The organism is uncultured Aquimarina sp., from assembly GCF_947500065.1.
Classification (GTDB): Bacteria; Bacteroidota; Bacteroidia; order Flavobacteriales; family Flavobacteriaceae; genus Aquimarina.
In genome coordinates, this window is sequence record NZ_CANMQT010000004.1 from 324,708 (window position 1) to 344,351 (window position 19,644).

At 32.1% G+C, this 19,644-nt stretch carries 11 protein-coding genes; 2 read left to right on the top strand and 9 right to left on the bottom strand.

All coding sequences use genetic code 11. The annotated features are described in order from the left end of the window. Nucleotides 1-298: 298 nt before the first annotated feature. Both Q0975_RS14380 and Q0975_RS14385 read right to left on the bottom strand, forming a co-directional pair. On the bottom strand, nt 299-1,540 hold the full coding sequence (locus Q0975_RS14380; RefSeq protein WP_299437815.1) for an acyloxyacyl hydrolase: 1,242 nt from the start codon (nt 1,538-1,540) through the stop codon (nt 299-301). Between the two features lie 219 nt (nt 1,541-1,759). Further along, entirely contained in the window at nt 1,760-2,050 is a 291-nt protein-coding gene (locus Q0975_RS14385) for a hypothetical protein (protein WP_299437816.1), read from the bottom strand. A gap of 297 nt (nt 2,051-2,347) precedes the next feature. On the opposite strand from Q0975_RS14385, the gene Q0975_RS14390 reads away from it, so the two are divergent. Together Q0975_RS14390 and Q0975_RS14395 are read left to right on the top strand one after the other, a co-directional pair. Next, nucleotides 2,348-4,588, top strand: a complete 2,241-nt coding sequence (locus Q0975_RS14390) for a transglycosylase domain-containing protein (protein ID WP_299437818.1) — start codon at nt 2,348-2,350, stop codon at nt 4,586-4,588. Between the two features lie 72 nt (nt 4,589-4,660). Next, nucleotides 4,661-5,590, top strand: a complete 930-nt coding sequence (locus Q0975_RS14395; protein ID WP_299437820.1) for an expansin EXLX1 family cellulose-binding protein — start codon at nt 4,661-4,663, stop codon at nt 5,588-5,590. A 218-nt stretch (nt 5,591-5,808) separates the two neighbouring features. Here the strand turns inward: Q0975_RS14395 and Q0975_RS14400 are convergent, their stop codons facing one another. From Q0975_RS14400 to Q0975_RS14430, 7 genes are all read right to left on the bottom strand, one after another. After that, nucleotides 5,809-9,063, bottom strand: coding sequence for a VIT domain-containing protein (locus Q0975_RS14400; RefSeq protein WP_299437822.1), 3,255 nt, complete (start codon nt 9,061-9,063; stop codon nt 5,809-5,811). Between the two features lie 80 nt (nt 9,064-9,143). Beyond that, complete coding sequence (locus tag Q0975_RS14405) at nt 9,144-9,707, bottom strand: phosphatase PAP2 family protein (RefSeq protein WP_299437824.1); 564 nt, start codon at nt 9,705-9,707, stop codon at nt 9,144-9,146. 41 nt (nt 9,708-9,748) lie between these two features. Continuing rightward, complete coding sequence (locus Q0975_RS14410; RefSeq protein WP_299437826.1) at nt 9,749-9,976, bottom strand: hypothetical protein; 228 nt, start codon at nt 9,974-9,976, stop codon at nt 9,749-9,751. 120 nt (nt 9,977-10,096) lie between these two features. Then, nucleotides 10,097-11,167, bottom strand: a complete 1,071-nt coding sequence (locus Q0975_RS14415; protein ID WP_299437828.1) for an OmpA family protein — start codon at nt 11,165-11,167, stop codon at nt 10,097-10,099. A 151-nt stretch (nt 11,168-11,318) separates the two neighbouring features. Continuing rightward, the gene (locus tag Q0975_RS14420; RefSeq protein ID WP_299438199.1) at nt 11,319-12,701 is read right to left on the bottom strand and encodes an MATE family efflux transporter; all 1,383 of its coding nucleotides are present in this window, start codon (nt 12,699-12,701) and stop codon (nt 11,319-11,321) included. Nucleotides 12,702-12,831: 130 nt separating this feature from the next. Then, nucleotides 12,832-15,108 carry a carbohydrate-binding protein gene (locus Q0975_RS14425; RefSeq protein ID WP_299437830.1) on the bottom strand — a complete coding sequence of 759 codons (2,277 nt, stop codon included), beginning with the start codon at nt 15,106-15,108 and terminating at the stop codon, nt 12,832-12,834. A 218-nt stretch (nt 15,109-15,326) separates the two neighbouring features. Beyond that, nucleotides 15,327-19,217: a carbohydrate-binding protein gene (locus Q0975_RS14430; protein WP_299437832.1), complete on the bottom strand. Its 3,891-nt coding sequence runs from the start codon at nt 19,215-19,217 to the stop codon at nt 15,327-15,329. Nucleotides 19,218-19,644: the final 427 nt, after the last annotated feature.

Sequence of the window (19,644 nt, forward strand, 5' to 3'; positions counted from 1 at the left end):
AAAAAAATAAAAACAAGTGGTGAATATAACTATTTTTTTCAAAACAAAACGATCAGTATATTTTAGAATATTCAGCTTTTATTAGAACTTAATAGAGAATAGCTTAAGCCTGCATTATGCATTAGAAAATCTATTCCAGCTTTAGATCATTTCAAACACTTACGCTTTGCTTCATTTTTTAATTTAACCATAGCTCTTCGACCCAGCCCAGGGTAAACTGCTATACTGAAATTAAGAAAAAGGCCCGTGTTTATTATCCTTTAAAGTTTCATAACGAAGTTCCAATGCATAATTCGGGTTAAATATCAAATCGATGCACATAGCCTAAGCTCAATTCAGAAAAATCTGCTTGACCTAGATTAGCATTGATATGTGCCGAAATGAATAAATTATTTTTAGGAGCTTTATTAGTATTAATGAGATAAAGCTTTAGTCCCATTCTACTCGAAATTGTTCTTTTTATTTCATAGTACCAATCTAACTCTGCCGGAACATATACATCATTGTATGTTTCACCTTGACTTAATTGCCAATCAATTTTATAAAATGGTTTAGATATATTCAAACCTATTTCAAATTCCATTCCTATATGTCCTAAAAATAGTTCTGCTGTTCCAAAAATCCCATAATTAGAAGCATATCGTACTGGATTATCTCTAAAAAAAGGAAATTGTTCTACCACAAGCTCACCATCATTTTTTATGTAATCATAATAATGCTCATAAAAACGATAATAAAAACCTCCTCCATACTTGAACGTTTTATTAATAATTTTTCCTACTGAAAAAGCACCAGAATATACTTCCTTCTTTTCATTAAATACTTCTGAAAGGACATTTTGTCCAATTCCACCACGTATAGAAAAATACATCTGAGATGTACGTTTTCTTTCTGTTTTCTGAGAGAAATCATCTGCTTCATAGACTATGGGTTTGGCATTGATCTCTGATGAAACACTCAGTAAAAATGAATTAAGCCCTTGATTAGGCAATCTGGTATGTCCATTAGAATGATGCAGATATCCAACTCCTAAACGCCAATTGATTTTATTACTTCTCTTAAAATCATAATATAAGAATGACCTGTATGACCAATTTATTTTTGTAGTAATGGCCTTATTAAAAGGATTAGTATCCGGATCAAATTGTGTGTCCAAATATGAAGCTCCAAACGCAATATGAAGATTAAATCGGTGTGATTTTTTTTTGAGTAAACCAAACTCAACAAATGGCATTAAAGTATATGCAAACCCAACATTTTCTCTATTTCCAAAATCTGTAACACCAATAGAGATACCAGTTTTAGGGTTCCCCAATCGATACATCCATTCTTTTTCATCAGAATTATTAGTCTTTCCAAAATTTAGAAAAAACCCTTTTTGCAAATTGGTTTTCGGAAAAAACGTATTCGCTTCCATTGTCTTACCAATTAAAATCTCAGGAGTTATAAAAAAAAAATCTTTATTTTCCTGATCAGATACTTGTCCATTAACTTGCACACCAATAAGCAAGGTGAATAGATAAAAATAGGCGTATTTCATGTAGTCTGGTTATTTTCTGCAACAACCATAAGATATTCTAAATAAAATTAATTAAACACAATCTTTCTTGGATGGCTAGAAATTTAAAGATGTAAATATGTAGTTTTAATTTCATTAACCAAAATAGTAAACAAAAAAACACTACTCATATTGGTTTTTAATATAAAATCAGATGAGACAAAATCTTATTACTACTAACTTAAAAATCACCAAACCGTATCAGTTATCAAAACTTAGTTCTCCACCAATTTGCTCTTTAGTAACAGCACTGGGAATATCTGTATCCAACGTAGTATCTTCATAATCTTGCATTACACCAGCAAGACGTTCACTAATCTTAACTAAATAAATAGTATCATTAGTTTTCACCTCAACAGCTTCAATGGTATCATTGTGGTGATTTTTAAAATAAATAATATCCCGGTCCGAATAGCCATCGGGAAATTTTTCTACTAAAAGATTCAAAATATCTTTATTCAATTTTTTGTAGTCAACAATTACTCTTTTCATCGTATGGAGGATTAGTTATTTACTTTACGAGTAGTATTATACATTACAATACTTTCTACAATACATTTTGAAGTTTTTTTAATACACTTCAAACAAATTCTCTTCAGATATTATGTGTTATTATTCACACTACAATTTAAACTAAAAAAAATGAAATTCTGAGAAATAAGTTTAAAAAAAGCAAGTATTATCCTCAAAATTTTAACGGCTAAAATGAAACCCTTTACTTCTAAAAGAAAGCATTTATTACAAATAATACATGATTTTTCACGTTATGAGTAGTCATATATTATGATGATGCTTAGAATATTAAAAAAAAGATGGGTTAAGTGGCCCTTGATTGCTTTAGGGGGATTGTTTTTAGTCTTTATTATTTTTTATGGAAGTATCTATTTTGGTTTATGGGGAGATATTCCTACTAAAGATAAATTGAGTTCCTTAAAACAAGCTGAAGCAACTCAGGTTTTAGATAAAGATGGACGCTTAATTGGTAAATATTTTGTCTATGATAGACAACCCATAACTTATGATGATCTTCCTAAGCATTTGATTGATGGCTTAATTGCTACAGAAGACATACGTTTTTATGAGCATGATGGAGTAGATAATGTTAGTTTACTTAGAGTCTTTTTTAAAACAATCTTACTTAGCAATAAATCTTCTGGCGGAGGCAGCACAATTACCTTGCAGTTAGTTAAAAATATTTTTGGCAGAAAAGATTATGGGGCTCTTAGCATCATAGTCAATAAACTTAAAGAATCTATTATAGCCAAACGTATTGAGGAAATATATACTAAAGAAGAAATTCTTACTCAATACTTCAATACGGTTCCATTTCCAGGTAACACCTATGGAATTGAAAGCGCTTCTCAAAAATTCTTCAATAAACCTACTAAAGAACTTACATTGTCTGAAGCTAGCACATTGATTGGTAGTTTGAAGGCAAATCATAGTTATAATCCAAGGCTTTTTCCAGAACGCAGCCAACTAAGACGAGATGTCGTTTTATTACAAATGGTAAAACATAAATCCATTACTCAGAATATTGCTAATAGAGTAATGAATCAAAACATAACACTGGACTATCAGCATTTTAATCATGATCTTGGATTAGCTCCCTACTTTAGAGAGGAAGTAAAAAAAGAACTCTATGAAATTCTGAAAAAACATAAAAAAGCAGATAGTAGTTCATATGATATTTATAAAGATGGATTGATAATTCACACGACCTTAGATTATAAAATGCAATCACTGGCACAAGAAGTGATGAAAGAACATCTTCAAGATTTACAAAAAGAATATGAAAAAGAATATGGTGAAAAAGCACCATGGAAAGAAAACTCTAGTCTTCTTGATAATACGCTAAAAAGATTACCTATTTACCAGAAATATCAAGAACAAGGTCTTAATCAAAAGCAGATTACAGATTCTTTATCGATCAAAAGAGAAATGGAACTTTTTGAATGGGGAGAAAATATTACTAAAAAAGTTTCTATTAGGGATAGTCTACAACATTATCTAAAATTCCTAAATGCTGGAATGATCGCTATTGATCCATCTAATGGTAAAGTCAAAGCATACTTGGGAGGTATTGATTATAGATATTTTAAATATGATCACGTATCACAAAGTAAAAGGCAAGTAGGTTCTACTTTCAAGCCATTTGTATATACTACAGCTATAGAAAATGGTATGAAACCCTGCACTTATTTTCCTCTAAAAGAAGTTACTTATACTAATCTGAAGGATTGGACACCAAAAAACGGATCTGAAGAAAAAGATCCATATCTAAATTACAACTTGGAAATGGCTTTAAGTAATTCTGTAAATACGATTGCAGTAAAAGTAATAGGCGAAGTAGGTGTTACCAAAGTACTTGATCAGATAAAAAAAATGGGAATCACGGAAGAGCTTCCTGAACAACCATCCATAGCATTAGGAACCGCAGGAATTAAAATCAAAGAACTTGCAGGTGCGTACGCTAGTTACGTTAATAATTCTAAAGGAGTACAACCATTTTATATTACAAAAATAGAAGATAAAAACGGTAATCTCATTGCTTCGTTTGAGCCAGAAATATCAGAAGAAGCTGCTTTTAGTGATTATACAAGACAAGTGATGTTAGAAATGATGAAATCTACCGTCAATAAGGGTACAGCTACTAGATTAAGGACTACTTATGGACTTAAAAATGAAATCGCAGGAAAAACTGGCACTACTCAAGATAACAAAGATGGTTGGTTTGTAGGCATCACACCAAAACTTGTTACAATAACTTGGGTTGGAAATGATAATTATGCTATTGGGTTTAAAACAACCGCTCTAGGACAAGGTGCCAATTCTGCGCTACCTATTTTCGGCAAACTTTATCAAAAAATGAATGAAGATACTGTCTTTGATCCTATTACTAAAAGTAATTTTGAGAAAGTCTCTGATAAAGTACTTGATGATCTAGACTGTAAACCAGAAAAACGCGATAATTTCCTGAAGAGACTTTTTAGTAAAAAGAAGAAAAAGAAGAAGTTTAAAAAGAAGTAAAACTTAAAAATGAGCTAAGAATATATTGTCTAAATTATTCTTAATTATACTAGTAATGAAATCCAAACAAAAATGAAATCACACATCTACATTTTCTGTTTTTTATTAGTTATTTCCGTTATAAAAACCGCTGCTCAAGAGTGTAATAACAGCTTACATAATGGTGAAGGGACTTTTTATGATGGTGTAGCAGGAGGTACTTTTGGTAATTGTTCTTTACCTGTAGCAGCAGGAGATTATATACATTGCGCTTTAAACAATTTTGATTATGATGGCAGCAATGCTTGTGGAGCTTGTATCGAAGTAACTGGAGCAAAAGGAAGTGTTATTCTCAAGGTAGTAGATCGTTGTCCAGAGTGTGCTTCTGGTGATGTAGATATGACCTTGGAAGCCTTTTCTATGATTGCTGATGTTATTGACGGCAGAGTTCCAATATCATGGAGGTTTGTGCCCTGCGAAACAACACCTACGAGTGAAACTATTAAAATTAATTTTAAAGAAGGTTCTAGTGAATTCTGGACAGCTATCCAATTTAGAGAGATCAACCACGCAATCTCTACAATGGAATACCAATTACCCGACAACACTTGGAAAAACACAAACAGAGAACTATTTAACTTTTTTATAGAAACTTCTGGAATTCCATCACCAATGAATCTGCGAGTAACTTCAATTCTAGGAGAAGAGTTAGTTTTTGAAAACATCATATTAAATCTAAACGAAGATTTCGATACTGGACTTCAATTCTCTACTCCTGAAGAATGCAATCAAGAACTTTCTATACCAGAATTCGATGTTACTGAAGCAATCATGTTATATCCCAATCCTACATCAAGCATTATACATCTCACAGAAAATGCTAATAAATGGAAGGTGGTAAACAGTTCTGGAAAAACGTTGGATCAAGGTTCTGACAAAGAAATAGACTTGTCATCTTATAGTAATGGTATATATTATCTTTTATTAGAAAAGAAAAAGACTATAAAAATAGTTAAACAGTAGTAAAAGAGATAATTATCAACCTTAAGTTACATGTTGTTTTTTTATAATTCAAAAATTCAACTTAAATAAACAGCTAAACAGATGTTATTTTTTTTAGTCTTAATTAAATGTTTTTTTTGTATCTAAAATATATGCCGGAATAAATCTTTAGAAAAGACCTTTATTAGCAAAAAGAAAAAAAGTAGAGAATAGATTATTAAATCAATAATCACCGGAATCTAAAATACAATTTTGGCAATCACCTCTTCATTATCTTTCTTAGTTAATCTAATAATTTTGGTTTCTTTTATTTCTTCTTTTGATCCATATTTTTTGAATATGGTAACTTTCATAAAAGTTGGATTTTCTACTTTTTGATATCGATCTCCATAATATTTGATTTTAATAAAATATGTTCCTTTGATGGCTTCTTTTAAAGTAAATTCTTCAGGGCCAAATCCCTCCGTCATATCTTGGGAAATATGACCTCCGATGCTTGTTTTGTTATGACTGTAATAACACTCTTCTAAATTTGGGTCTATTATATGTAAATCAATATCTGTATCATTATGATTCCAATCTGTGGTTACCCGAATATCATACGCAACAGGAGATAATAATTCTTTATCTATTTTGCTAAGATCTATATCATCTTTATGTTTATGAATAAGAGTTCTCATTTCATTTTTTGCAATATTTTCGATTCCCTTAAATACACGTCTCTTAGAGTTTTCATAGATCTCACCAGTTACAATACTGTTTAACAAATTCAGTGCTTCCTGACATTTTCCTTCATTTTCATATGCTAGTGCCAGATCTCTATAGGATTGAGAATCTTCTGGTCTCAATTCTAATATTCGTTTAAAAATAAATACCGCCTGCTTATTATAATGATTCGCTTGTAACTGATATCCATACACTTTTAATAATTCATAATTGTCAAAATCTGTTTCTGGTATATTGGATAGTATTCTGGATGCGTATATCTCTTCATCATATCTTTCTCTAAAATGATTAGAAACATCCACAAAATATGCTGGTATCTTAATATATTGCTCTCGTTGTTCCAGATACATTTTATATGCCTCTTCTTTATTTTTTATTTTTCTTAAAACCTCTAAATAATCAAGTATTACTTTTCTGTCCTTTATTGTAAGATCTCCTGTATATTTTTTAAACGAGGAAGTAGTGACATTTGCTCTTGAAGATGAAACATTATTACTAGGTGGTACTGTATTCGCTCTTAAAATCACCGTATCTTCTTCCGTATATATATCTGATGTCGTACCATTATCCTTAACACTAAAAACAATAGGCAATACATAACTCACATCAACAGCTCTGTTTCTTTGTTTTCCCGGTGTCATCTTAGGTAATAACTTTAATACTCTGATTGCTTCTTCTGCCAGTTTATTATGTGGTGCTCTTACTTCTATATTAACAACATCACCTTCTCTATTAATCATAAACCTTGCATATATTCTTTTGATTCCTGGTAACAAATTAAGATTATTAGCTATCTCAGAATTAAATGATCTATTAATTAAATTTTTCACACTATCAGAAAAACATTTCTTTCTGTCTTCATTAGTATTATTTTGTTCACAACCAGGAAAAACTGGCACTTGTTCTATTACAGAAAAAGGTATTGATGATAACTCTTCATCTTCTTCAACATCGGCTATTTCTTCTATTTCTACTATTTCTTCTACGTCATTACGAACCGATTGTAGTAAAGGTTCTTCTACTATTTTCTCTTCTTGTATTACTTCAAAATTTTGTTCAAATAGAATTTCTTCCACAACATCATCTCTAACTTCTGTTGGTGTTCTTACCAGCCTTCTTTTTTCATCATCTTTTGATGCTAGAATCCGATTGTATTCTTCTAATAGTTCTGTTGGGGGCGTTATCTGGTATGTTATGTAATCTTGTATATCTTCTAAAACTATTAACGAAGTATAATCCGTTACTAGGCTATACTTTTTTCCTAAAGCAGTAATTTGTTCCTTATTTTCTTTTACATCTCTCTGTAAATGATTTAATTTCTTCTGAGCCCAGATTCTATTTACATCAACACTTTTTGTTGGACTGGCGTCTATTTTTATTCTTACACTTTTTGTTATTTCATTACCATATCCAAAATTTAACAACAAGGTTTCGCCTTTTGTAAAATCTTTTCCTGACATCGAAAAATCATGTGATAAGCTTACTGGTACATTAGGATATATTTCTCCTTTTTTTGTTTTGGATTCATATCCTAAAAACTTAAATGGTTCATATTTAATAACAGCCATTGCATCAACTATTGATTTTGTTTTCAGATTAATATAAGCGCCATTTGTTATTTCTGCGCTATTTTTTAATACTGAATGATTTGCCTTGACGATGTTATTTACTATAAATACAGGAAGATTACTCTCTATTGAATATTCGCTTAAACTTGTAATACCATCAGAGAACAAGAAAACAGCATCAGAGGTTTGTTTTGTTCCAAACAGAGAATCATACGAGGTTCCACCATCATAGGATAAAGTCTCTATTTTGTTTTTTAAAGATTTCCAATCACCATCTTTTATTCTAAAAGTTTCTTCTGATACTATAAGATTACTAAAAGCTATAAAATCTACATCTATATTTCGGATATCTAAAAAATAAGCATTCAGAAAATCTATTTCTTTTTGAAGGTCTCTGTCTTTCATAGATAAAGAAGCATCCCAATATATAGTAATCCTATTAGCTTTTTCTCTCAACCTATTTTCTGGTTGCACCGTTTTATATACATAAAAATAATTCTCTGAAGTAATTACTTTCTCCGTATCTAATGGCACGGGTATTTTTATTAATAGGTTTTTATTAGGTATGTAGTTCTTTTTAGTTATGGTAGTACTGTAATGTCTTTCCCAATTAGAAAACTCAAGTCCTGATAGCTGCCCTTTCTCAATTATGGGTTTACTTTTTTGATCAAAAACAACCATTTTTAGTGAGAAATGATCTAGTTTATTTTTGAAACCTAGTGGTAGATTATAATAATGTGCGGCATCCGTATATACTAACTCTTGTTCATATGCTAATACAATTCTTTTATATCCATTAGCGGGTATTGGATAAATGCGTGCTTTATATGTGTTTCCTGTTCCTTTTTCTAATAACGCTGGATCAACTCCTCTTCTTACTACTGCTTCAAAAGCAATTCTACCTAACTCTTTTTCTACAACCACAGCTTCTCTAAGTTTACCATTAACATCTAATGCAAAACGAGAAACATCGTGTCCTTCTCCTAAAGGAAATGAAAGTTCTCCTTCTAATACAGTATTCGTAGGATTATAAAAAAGCATATCATAGGTTGTAGTTGCTATATTACCTATAACATCAACATGTATATCCAAAGAAGACAATCCAATTGGTTTATCGGATACTTTCAATACAGGAATTTCCTGAGCGGATACTAAAAAAGAGAATAATAAAAATAGAAAAGAAGCGTATACTTTATTCATAAGATAATTATTAGCTGATGATGAATTTGATTGAATCAAGTTTTATGCCAATTGATCTTATCCTAAAAAATCAGAAAATATTATCCATATCTTTTAATCAAAAGCATCAATAACTTATATGCTCCAACTCCTAAAAGAATTCCGATAGCCATTCCAGTAATGATATCTCCAGGATAGTGCACACCCACATAAATTCTGCTATAACTAACCACAATAGACCATATTACCATAAATGGAAAGATATATTTCAATCTTTTTTGCAAAGCTAAACCTGTAAAAAATGCTAGTGCCATCGAGCTTGCCGCATGCGCGGAAAAGTATCCATGTCGTCCACATCTTTCCGCAATAAATCTTGTAAACTCTCCAACACCTTCTGCTCTACAAGGTCTTGGTCTCATAAACAATACATTTTTAAACAAGTTAGATAACTGGTCTGATGCAGCTATTAACGCTGCCACAATAACCAAAGTCATAATGGTTCCTTTGATTCCGAAATATTTATAGAAAAAATACAAAAGCAAGACATATAATGGAATCTGATATAGTTTTTCGGTCATGAATAACCAAAATCCATCCCAAAATGGTGATCCTAAATTATTAAGATATAAAAACAGGTCTTTATCTAATTGTATAAGTTCTTCCATAAAGCGTTAATAATCAATGATTTTATTAAAAAAAATGATATTTATTCATCGTAACGTTCTATCTCACGATCATAAAAATCATTTGCTGCCTGAAATAAATTTTCAGCTTCGCTTTCTAATTCTTTTTCATCACTTTTATCAAACTCTTCCATCCATTCTACTTCATCATTTTCTAAATTAATGACAAATCTGGGAAACTCTGTATGGATAACAAAGATGGCGTTTGGATAATCTGTATTATCTCCTAATAAGAATTTTGGAAAACTCATATGCTAAAAAATTATAAGTAACAAAGCTACGAAGTTTACAATCAAAGTAACAAAAACAACAAGAGGTAAATTTTTGATTAAAAATTTACCTCTTTAACTTATCTATTATTTTCTAAATCTTTATTCTATAATAATTTGTACTCTAGCGTTAGAACCTAACTCTGTATTATCAATCCCATCACCTTCTTTGGGCTCTGTATTACTAATTCCAATATGCTCGATTAAGGTCTCATCAATTCCATTCTCGATCAAATATTCTTTAACAAAACCGGCTCTTGCAGATGAAAGAATTTCATTTTCAAATTCAATTTCAGAATCATTTGCATGTCCAACTATTTTAATACTATCAAATTTGAATACTTTAAGATATTGTAAATATGAATCCAAAGCTGTTTTTATTTCTTCATACACTTCACTCTCACCTATCAAATATTCGACATCAGAAAAGTCTAAAGCCATATCACAAATATTATCTACATCCACACCTTGCACATCTTGCATTTCTCTTAATTCTACATCATCTATATAGTAATACGCATCGTTAAAAGATCCGCCTCTTAATGATTTTCCATTAGGGTTGTCTGAGAAATAACCTAATGACACATACTTCTCTGTTCCTTTGGCTCTATATACACCACAGACTTTAGTCCAGGTTTTGGTATCACAAATCATCTCTGATGATTCTATATGTAATTTATACTTTGATGTTTCAGTAAATCTTGGAACCCTTGCCGTGAAATACGACCCTATTGAAGAAGTACACGAATTACTTACTCTTCCTTCTCCTAGCGATACATACATATGGAAGTAATAGTATTTCCCAGCTTTTAGGGGACTTGTTAATTTTGCTACTATAGATTCTTTTGTGTTGTTACTTGTTACGTATAGTCCTACTTTTGATTCACCTGTTCTTGGTTCTTGAGGACCAAACTGTTTTAAAAAACCCGGTGCTTTATGATCAAACTTCACTTCACTCACTCCTGGATGATGTGCATCAGGGGAATTTGTCAATGCTTTCCAATTGGCCATAACACCAAAATTCTGCATCTCATGCTTCAATTTTTTAACTGCTGCATTTGTGTTTTCAAAACTTGGGTTAGGGATTAAATTCTGCGCCTGAACATTGTCATTAAAGCAAATAACAAAAATTACAATAAGCAAAAGGTAAAGGTTAGATTTTGGGCTATTCATCTCTTTTCTTTTCGGTTTTAGTTACATTCGAAATATAGTTAAATATTTCTTAATATGAAATATACTTTGACAACTAACAAAAACTAGTCCAAAAAAAGAAACGGAGTAAAACCCTCTATATTGTAACTATTAAAAAAGATTATAAAAATGGTTACGTATTCTCTTTTTTTAGCACTAAATTTTTACTTAAATAATTAAATCTGAAATATAGTAATATTGCTGATGTTGTTAACCCTGCTAGTAGCCCTATCCATATCCCTGAACTTTTATATTCCGTATACAAACCTAAATAATAACTAATAGGAAACCCTACAATCCAATATGCAAAAAAAGTAATTATAGTAGGGATTTTTACATCTTGCAACCCTCTTAATGCACCAAGAACAGCCACTTGGATACCATCGGATATCTGAAATAACGCAGCAATAATTAAAAGTTTAGCAGCAATGCCTATTACCTCTGTATTATCCGCAAAATTTTCTGTATCATTTACATCCAGATAAATTTCTGGTAGTACATTATTGAAAATAATAAAACATAAAGCGAATATTATTTCAATAAAAAATGTTAGTAAAAAGATAGAAAAGGCTATTCTTCTTAATTCTTTATAATGCTGTAATCCTTTTTGATTACCAACTCGTACCATTGCCGCCACACTTAACCCTATGGCAACCATAAAAGTCATTGCGGACAAATTCAATGCTATTTGATTAGCAGCTTGTGGGTTTTTACCCAAAATTCCTGAAATCCAAATAGCTGAAGTAAAAATAGCAACTTCAAAAAACATCTGTAACGCAGAAGGAAAACCTAATGTTACTATTTTTTTTAGCATACTGCTTTGAAGCATAAAGAATTTGATATTGGTTACATATGCTTTTGACTTTTCCTTCTTTTTAAGAAAAACCCACAGAAAGATCACCATAACCAATCTAGATATAAGTGTTCCTACTGCCGCTCCAACAATACCCATTTCTGGGAAGCCAAATTTCCCAAAAATCAACAGGTAATTCAAAATTACATTTACAATATTGGCAATTAGGGTTGCATACATTGGATATCTTGTCATCGATAATCCATCTGAGAACTGTTTAAAAGCTTGAAAAATTATTAAAGGAACTAATGAAACTGCAACTAAATCCAGGTATGGAATTGCTAATTCTACAACCTCAGCTGGTTGTCTCATTAAGTACATAAGCGGTTTGGCTACTAGTACTCCAAAGAATAAAAGGATTCCTAAAGTAGTACATAAAAATAATCCATGTTTGAATGCTGATTTTCCGTTACTGAAATTATTCTCTCCATCTGCTTCTGCTACAAGTGGTGTAATTGCGGTAGAGAATCCAATACCCAGTGACATGGCTATAAACATAAAACTATTCCCCAAAGATACTGCTGCTAATTCTGCAGTACCTAACTGCCCTACCATAATATTATCAATTAATCCCACAAAAGTATGTCCAAGCATACCGAGCATTACTGGTGCTGCCAACTTTAGATTATAGCTAAACTCTTTTGTGTATTGTTGTAGCATTATTTGTTTTTAGAGCTATCAAATATAAGGAGATTACATTTTGAAATATCCAATGATTAACGCAACTTTAATGGAAAAAGAAAAGGCTGCCCTATTCAGACAGCCCTTTCCCACAGTTGAGTTTGTGGTTGAATTATTGTTTAATTACTTTTTTAGAAATAATTATTTTATTTGTTTTTCCTGTTTCCAAAACATTAATGATATAATATCCTGATGACAAATTACTTATGTCTATAGTGTTTTGACCATCTCTTAGGATAACTTCTTTCATCAATACTCCTGTCACATTATATACTTTAATAGTTTTACCTGTTATATCATTCCCAGAAAAACTAATTGTATTAACCATTGGATTAGGATACAACTTAATAGCATCTATATTATTCACATCATTATCACTCCTGTTTGTGGTGTAGGAGATTACCAATGTAGGCTTAGCTACTGATCCATTTTCTTTAGATGCAAATGCAAAATCATTACCCGAAAGTGCATTAATAATTAACGAAAGTTTACCACCAGAGATTGAAGTTGTTTTTAATGGTATCGTTTTAGTACTACCAATTGGAAAATTAGCATTTAACGTTCCTAATTGAGCTCCTTTGCTAGGTTTATTAGAGTTCGATATATTAGTCTCTGTCCAATTATTGCTATTTCCTTTATGGATTGTAATATTACCATTTCCAGCATCAGAATACACTGTGAATTTAAGATCAGCTTTTGTAACAGTTCCATTAATTGAAGAAAGATCAAACATCAAATATCCTGTACGTTTGTTTTGTTCAATACGAAGCATATCAGAATTATATCTAGTAGACCCTTGTAAAAATGCATCATGTATTGGGGACAAACTAACTGTTTGTTCTACAGGTTGAATTTTTGTTGCTATAACCTTATCAACATTGTATAAATATCCAGCGCCTCCTTTAAAGGATAGTCTCAATGTTTTTTCTCCTGAAGTTAAAGAAACAGTGGTAGAATATTTCTTATAACTATGCCATTGTCCTGTAACCGGAACATTTATAGAACCTACAACAGATCCTGATTCTAGAATATCCACTTTACCTCCAACTCCTTGACTAGAAGCATAAACATCTAACGTGTACTCACTAGTCGTATCAACATTTACAATGTAATTGGTAAAATTACCATTTTTAATATATCCCAGATTCTTGCCAGAGTTTGTCCCGGGAGTATTTTCGATACGAACACTACCTGATTTTGACTCGAAATCTTCTGCTTCAAATGATCCTGGGATTTTGATAATATCAATTGGAGGAACTGAATCACCTTTAACAATAATGTTTACAGATTGAGATGTAGTTACTGCTCCATCATTATCAGTAGCTTTAGCCGTTATTGTATAATTACCGACATTACTAATTGTTGTTGAAGTTTCATACGGCGTGGTTTGCTCCGTTGCCACTAGGTTATTATTAATAAAAAATTCAACTTTAGCTATCGTTCCATCTCCATCCGATGCATTAGCACTTAAGGGAATTATTTGACCAACTTCAAAACTAGCACTATTCCCAGGAGAAGTAAGCTCTACGGATGGTGGATTATTAGGGTTGTTATCATCAACTAACCTGTATGAGCGAACCCAATCATAATATGTAGTACGATTATTAAGAGAGTTATTCATTCCATCTTGCCCGTCTTTTGGTGGATTCCAATCATATGTTTCTACTACCATGCGCAAGTACATAGGAAGATTAAAGTCTGCCGCTGGTTTAACTTGTCCAACAAATCTACCATCCAAATAGAATAAAATTTCACTTTTACTTTTCCACCACACCCCATAATTATGATAATTCTTCCAGGATTCTTCTCCAAGTGGAGCTTTGTTTCCTTTTATACCAACTGGTGTACTATTACAATTTGTATTTCTACTATGCGTATTAGAGTTCATATTTGTGATCATATTATTCACCCAATTAGCTCCATTAGAATTAACACCTACTGTCTCCGTAATATCCAATTCTGTGGTTCTAACATCACAACCATTGCCTTCATTACGTTTATTGATTAGCCAAAAAGTAGAAGACATAAAAGTTTTATTACCTTTCATACGTGTCTCATAATATCCATATGTATTTCGGGTTTTAGATCTAACAAGACCCCCATTATGTGTCCATCCATTAAAGGGATTCGTTTTTTTAGAAGCTGAAATTTTGAGATTTCCACTTGAAACAGATACGGAAGATGTTTCAAATCTAGCAGGTCGTCTACCTTCCCATTGAGGGCTATTTATTGCCCATTTGGAGTCGTTAAGAGAGGATCCATTAAATTCATCAGACATCACATCTATTTTTTCCCACTTTTTTCCAGTAGGAGGAGTTGGTTGTGCAAAAGCACTTATCGTTACAAAACATAACAACAAGGTCACTAATAGATTTGTATTATTTTTCATGATTAAAAACATATTTGTTTTATCAATTCAAATAAAATCTAAAGAGTTTTATATATCTACAATAAGGAATAATAACACAATCCTAGAAATCAATTATTACATCAATTAGAATTGTGCTATTATCTCTAAAGCAGATGACAAACGATCTATAATATCAATCGTTTATTCTTTTATCCTTTAAATTTTATCTTTGATTCGATAATAATTAAAGGGTTTTTCTAACGTTTCAATACTTTCTTCGATGAAAGCGTTTTATTCGTTTTACCAGCTTCTAAAATATTAACGATATAATATCCTGATGATAAATCGCTCATATTAATAGTATTTTGACCTTCTTCCAGAATTACTTGCTTAACAAGAACTCCTACAGTATTAAATATTTTGACAGTTTTACCAGCAGTATTTCCAGAAAAATTAATCATATCCACTACAGGATTTGGATAAAGAGTGATTTCATCAGAATTATCAACACCTTCTCTATTAGTAGTATACGTAATTATCAATGTAGGCTTCGCTACCGATCCATTTTCTTTGGATGCAAATGCAAAATCATTCCCTGAAAGCGCATCTATTATAAGAGAAAGTTTATTCCCTGTAATCTGAGCTGTTTTCAATGGTATTGTTTTGGTATTTCCTATTTGGAAATTAGCATTTAAACTTCCTAATTGAGTTCCTTTTCCTGGTTTATTCGAATTGGATAAATTATTCTCCGTCCAGTTGTTACTGTTACCTTTATTGATGGTTATATTACCATTTCCTGGATCAGAATACACTGTGAATTTAAGATCAGCTTTTGTAACAGTTCCATTAATTGAGGAAAGATCAAACATCAAATATCCAGTACGCTTATTCAATTCTACTCGAATCATATCAGAGTTATTTCGAGTTGACCCTTGTAAAAATGCATCATGAATTGGCGATAAAGCAATGGTTTGTTCTACTGGTTGAATCTTTGTTGCTACAACCTTGTCAATGTTATACAAGTATCCAGATCCTCCCGCAAACGATAATCTCAATGTTTTCTCTCCTGATGTTAAAGAAACAGTAGTACTATACTTTTTATAACTATGCCATTGTCCTGTCACCGGAATATCTATAGAACCAACAACAGATCCAGATTCGATAATATCTACTTTTCCACCTACTCCTTTACTTGAAGCATAAACATCTAGGGTGTACTCACTAGTAGCATCGACATTTACAGTATAGTTGACAAAATCTCCGTTTTTGATAAATCCTAAGTTCTTATCAGAAGTTGTTCCCGGAGTATTTTCTATACGAACACTACCAGATTTCAATTCAAAAGCTTCAGCTTCAAAAGATCCTGGAATATCAATAACATCTGTTGGAGGAACTGAATCATCTTCAACAGTTATATTTACAGATTGAGATGTGGTTACAGCGCCATCATTATCTGTTGCTTTAGCTACTATAGTATAATTTCCTAGATTAGCTATTGTTGTAGAAGTTTCATACGGTGCGGTTTGTTCCGTCGCCACTAGATTATTATTGACGAAAAATTCAACTTTAGTAATGGTTCCATCAGCATCCGATGCGTTAGCACTTAAAGGAATGGTTTGTCCTATCTCAAAACTTGCTCCATTTGATGGAGAAGTCATTGAAACTTGAGGAGGCTTATTTTCATCTCCACAATCTACTAAAACCTCAGCAGGACCATTTCCTGTTGGTTTTGTATAACTTTTAGATAACACGAATTTATCCATCTCGAATCCATCTTCTCTCATCGAGAAAGAAATCGTATGAACCCCTGCAGAAGGTACGTCTATGTATATTTTTTCTGCTTCTCCACAATGATTGGCATTAGTACGTTGCTTACTCTCCCAGGTCCATTCGTTTTTACCTGCACACCACTGCATTCTAGCTCCTGATGCTGGCCAATTTCCATCGATACCTACATGGACTCCATTATCCTCTGATCCAGTAGAATGTGCTCGTACCCATACAAAGTATTTTCCTGGAGTCGTAAATTTCACTTTATAATTAATGATTGCTACCTGTCCTGGAGTATTAGAAAAACTAACTCCGTTAACTAGAGGATCGTCGTGTGTAACTCTAGTATCTGGTAAGATTTCTAAATATCCTCCACTACTCGCACCAGAAGAATGATCTGGATCCGGATCTGGACTTGGAGTTGAATTGTTATTACCATCCAAAACATACCACTCTCTATCATTTGTTTTAGATTGGCTATCAAAATGTTCTGCTTCTACTGCTACGATTCCATTTTGCTCTAAAGCCACACACTGATCAGGATCAGTGCCGCCACCATCTTTTTTCTTGATTAATGCAACCCAATCATTATTATCAGGAGCAACTAGATTTCCACCTAGTGTAACCGCATTGGTTAAACCATTACCTCCACGTGGATTATACCACTGTACATTATATTCTCCGTTTCCAGAAGGTAAACTAAGTCCTGTAGAACCTCCATTTGGTCTATAAATCGCGTATACTTCTCCGGCTTTTGCTAAAACATAATCATTATTATCAGATGTTACTCCATCGGAAGAAACCATAGTTGTCAAATTATCTTGCAGATAGCTATTAAAAAATAGCAACGCTCTGGATGCATCAGAATATTTACCATCTCTGGATCTATGATTCTGTGCTGTTAAATCCGTTTGACCTGTACTGTACCCATAGTAGTATTCTACGCCAGCTCCACCAGCCATTAATGTACCCCATAAAACTTGATGACGAACAAGTTTATCGTCTTTACCATCTTGATCAACTCCTATTTGAGCATTTCCTTGTTCATCATTAGCTACTACCCATTTCTTACCTGCATTCTTAGATTTTTCTAACCAACGCTTAATATCATTATGTACTTTACTTTTATCCGTTTGTATAGAAGCTCCTGTAAGCTCTGAATTATTTCCTAACAAAGGATTATATCGCTGATCCTGCTGTCCTGGATATGTGTGTATTACGATGTTATGATCGTAAGGATCTTGTTGTTTTATATAACTAGCAGTACTTTTTACCACATTGTCTGGTATCGTTGTTTCTTCAGTAAGATTCCAGTTAAGGGCTAAATGATGTCCGAAACGAGCTATTAACTCTCGATAATATAATTTACGCTGTCTACCGAAATTATTATTATCCATGATATTATCATTTTCGGTTTCCATTGTTTTAAAATGAAGATACATTCCTTTCTTATCAGCATATTCAAATATTTTTTCCCACTGGGCTAATTTTGAAACATCGAATCTATCCTTATGAACACCCTGATTCCATTGTTGTCCATCATTATAACCATTATAAGTAGAAATAGGAACTTTCAATAAATGAGGAAACACATTCTCGTCATCACCGTGTAGACTCAATGTCAAAAATGAAAAAGCATTCACTCCTTTATCTGACAAATACTTAACTACTCCTAATAATTCAGTTCCTTTTCCTCCATCCCAAGTGTAATTACTTGCATCACTGGCAGCATAATCTTGTTGATGAGGATTCCAATTTTTTCTTCTGTTTCCTCTATTTGGAGTATTATCGAAATCTTCATAAGCCAATGTATTTTCTGGAGCATCAGCACCCGCTTTCACAAACCAGTTCCCATTAGGGTTCGTTGGATTTGTACCTACATGTTGTAAATAATGTTCTCCAACATACTTTAATCTACCTAGATCTTTACTCCTAAAATCTCTACCAGATTTATTTGATTCGGCAATATTAAAAGATCCAGTATCCCCATTCATAAACCCGGCATTGGATCCGCCACCATTAATGGCAACATTAGATCCAGATTTAAATGATACCGACCAATTCCATGTTCCGGTTTGATCTGGTGCAAAGTGTGCTCTCCATTTATTTCCGGAATCACAACTAGTATTTTCTGCATCTCCACAGGCAGCAAAATAACCTGGAACTTTATAGCTTCTATTACTTGCTGGGTGAGTAAACGTTACTTCTAATAAATAATCTGAAAATGGATTTGGGTTCGCAGTCTCTGATGTGTTAGGACCGTTAAAGGTTAAAGTAACCTTGTGCCATCTTTTTAATTCTCCTTCTGGTGTTTGCGCTTGTAGCAAAAACCCAAGAAATAAGAATGTTAGTAAAACGTTGAGTTTAGTTAGTTTCATGATTTAAAATTGTCTTTTGTGTGTATTTGGTTTTAAGATATTTATTCGTTTGTGTAAGTATTCAAAGAACGTTTTTTATTGTGTTTAATTCTACTCTAAAAAACAAATAATCAATTAGTTAACAAGTTTTAACACGTATTAAATAATTTAAAAATTCTCGAATTTAAGATCTCATTTGTTTGTTGTTTTCTGTAAAACTATTAAGCGACCTTTAAAAAATAGAATTCGTTAAAAAACATTTAGAATTCGATTTAATATTGATCCATTAACTATAATTGCTTCTTTTATTTTATCAAAAAAAACAGACGACGCCCTACTAGAAAACATTGGTTTTTAACTTTTTTTTAACTATTTATCCATATGTGTATATTTTTAGAGTGATGACATAAGAAAAGATTTATAAATGTGAAGTGTTCAATCGTTTCTT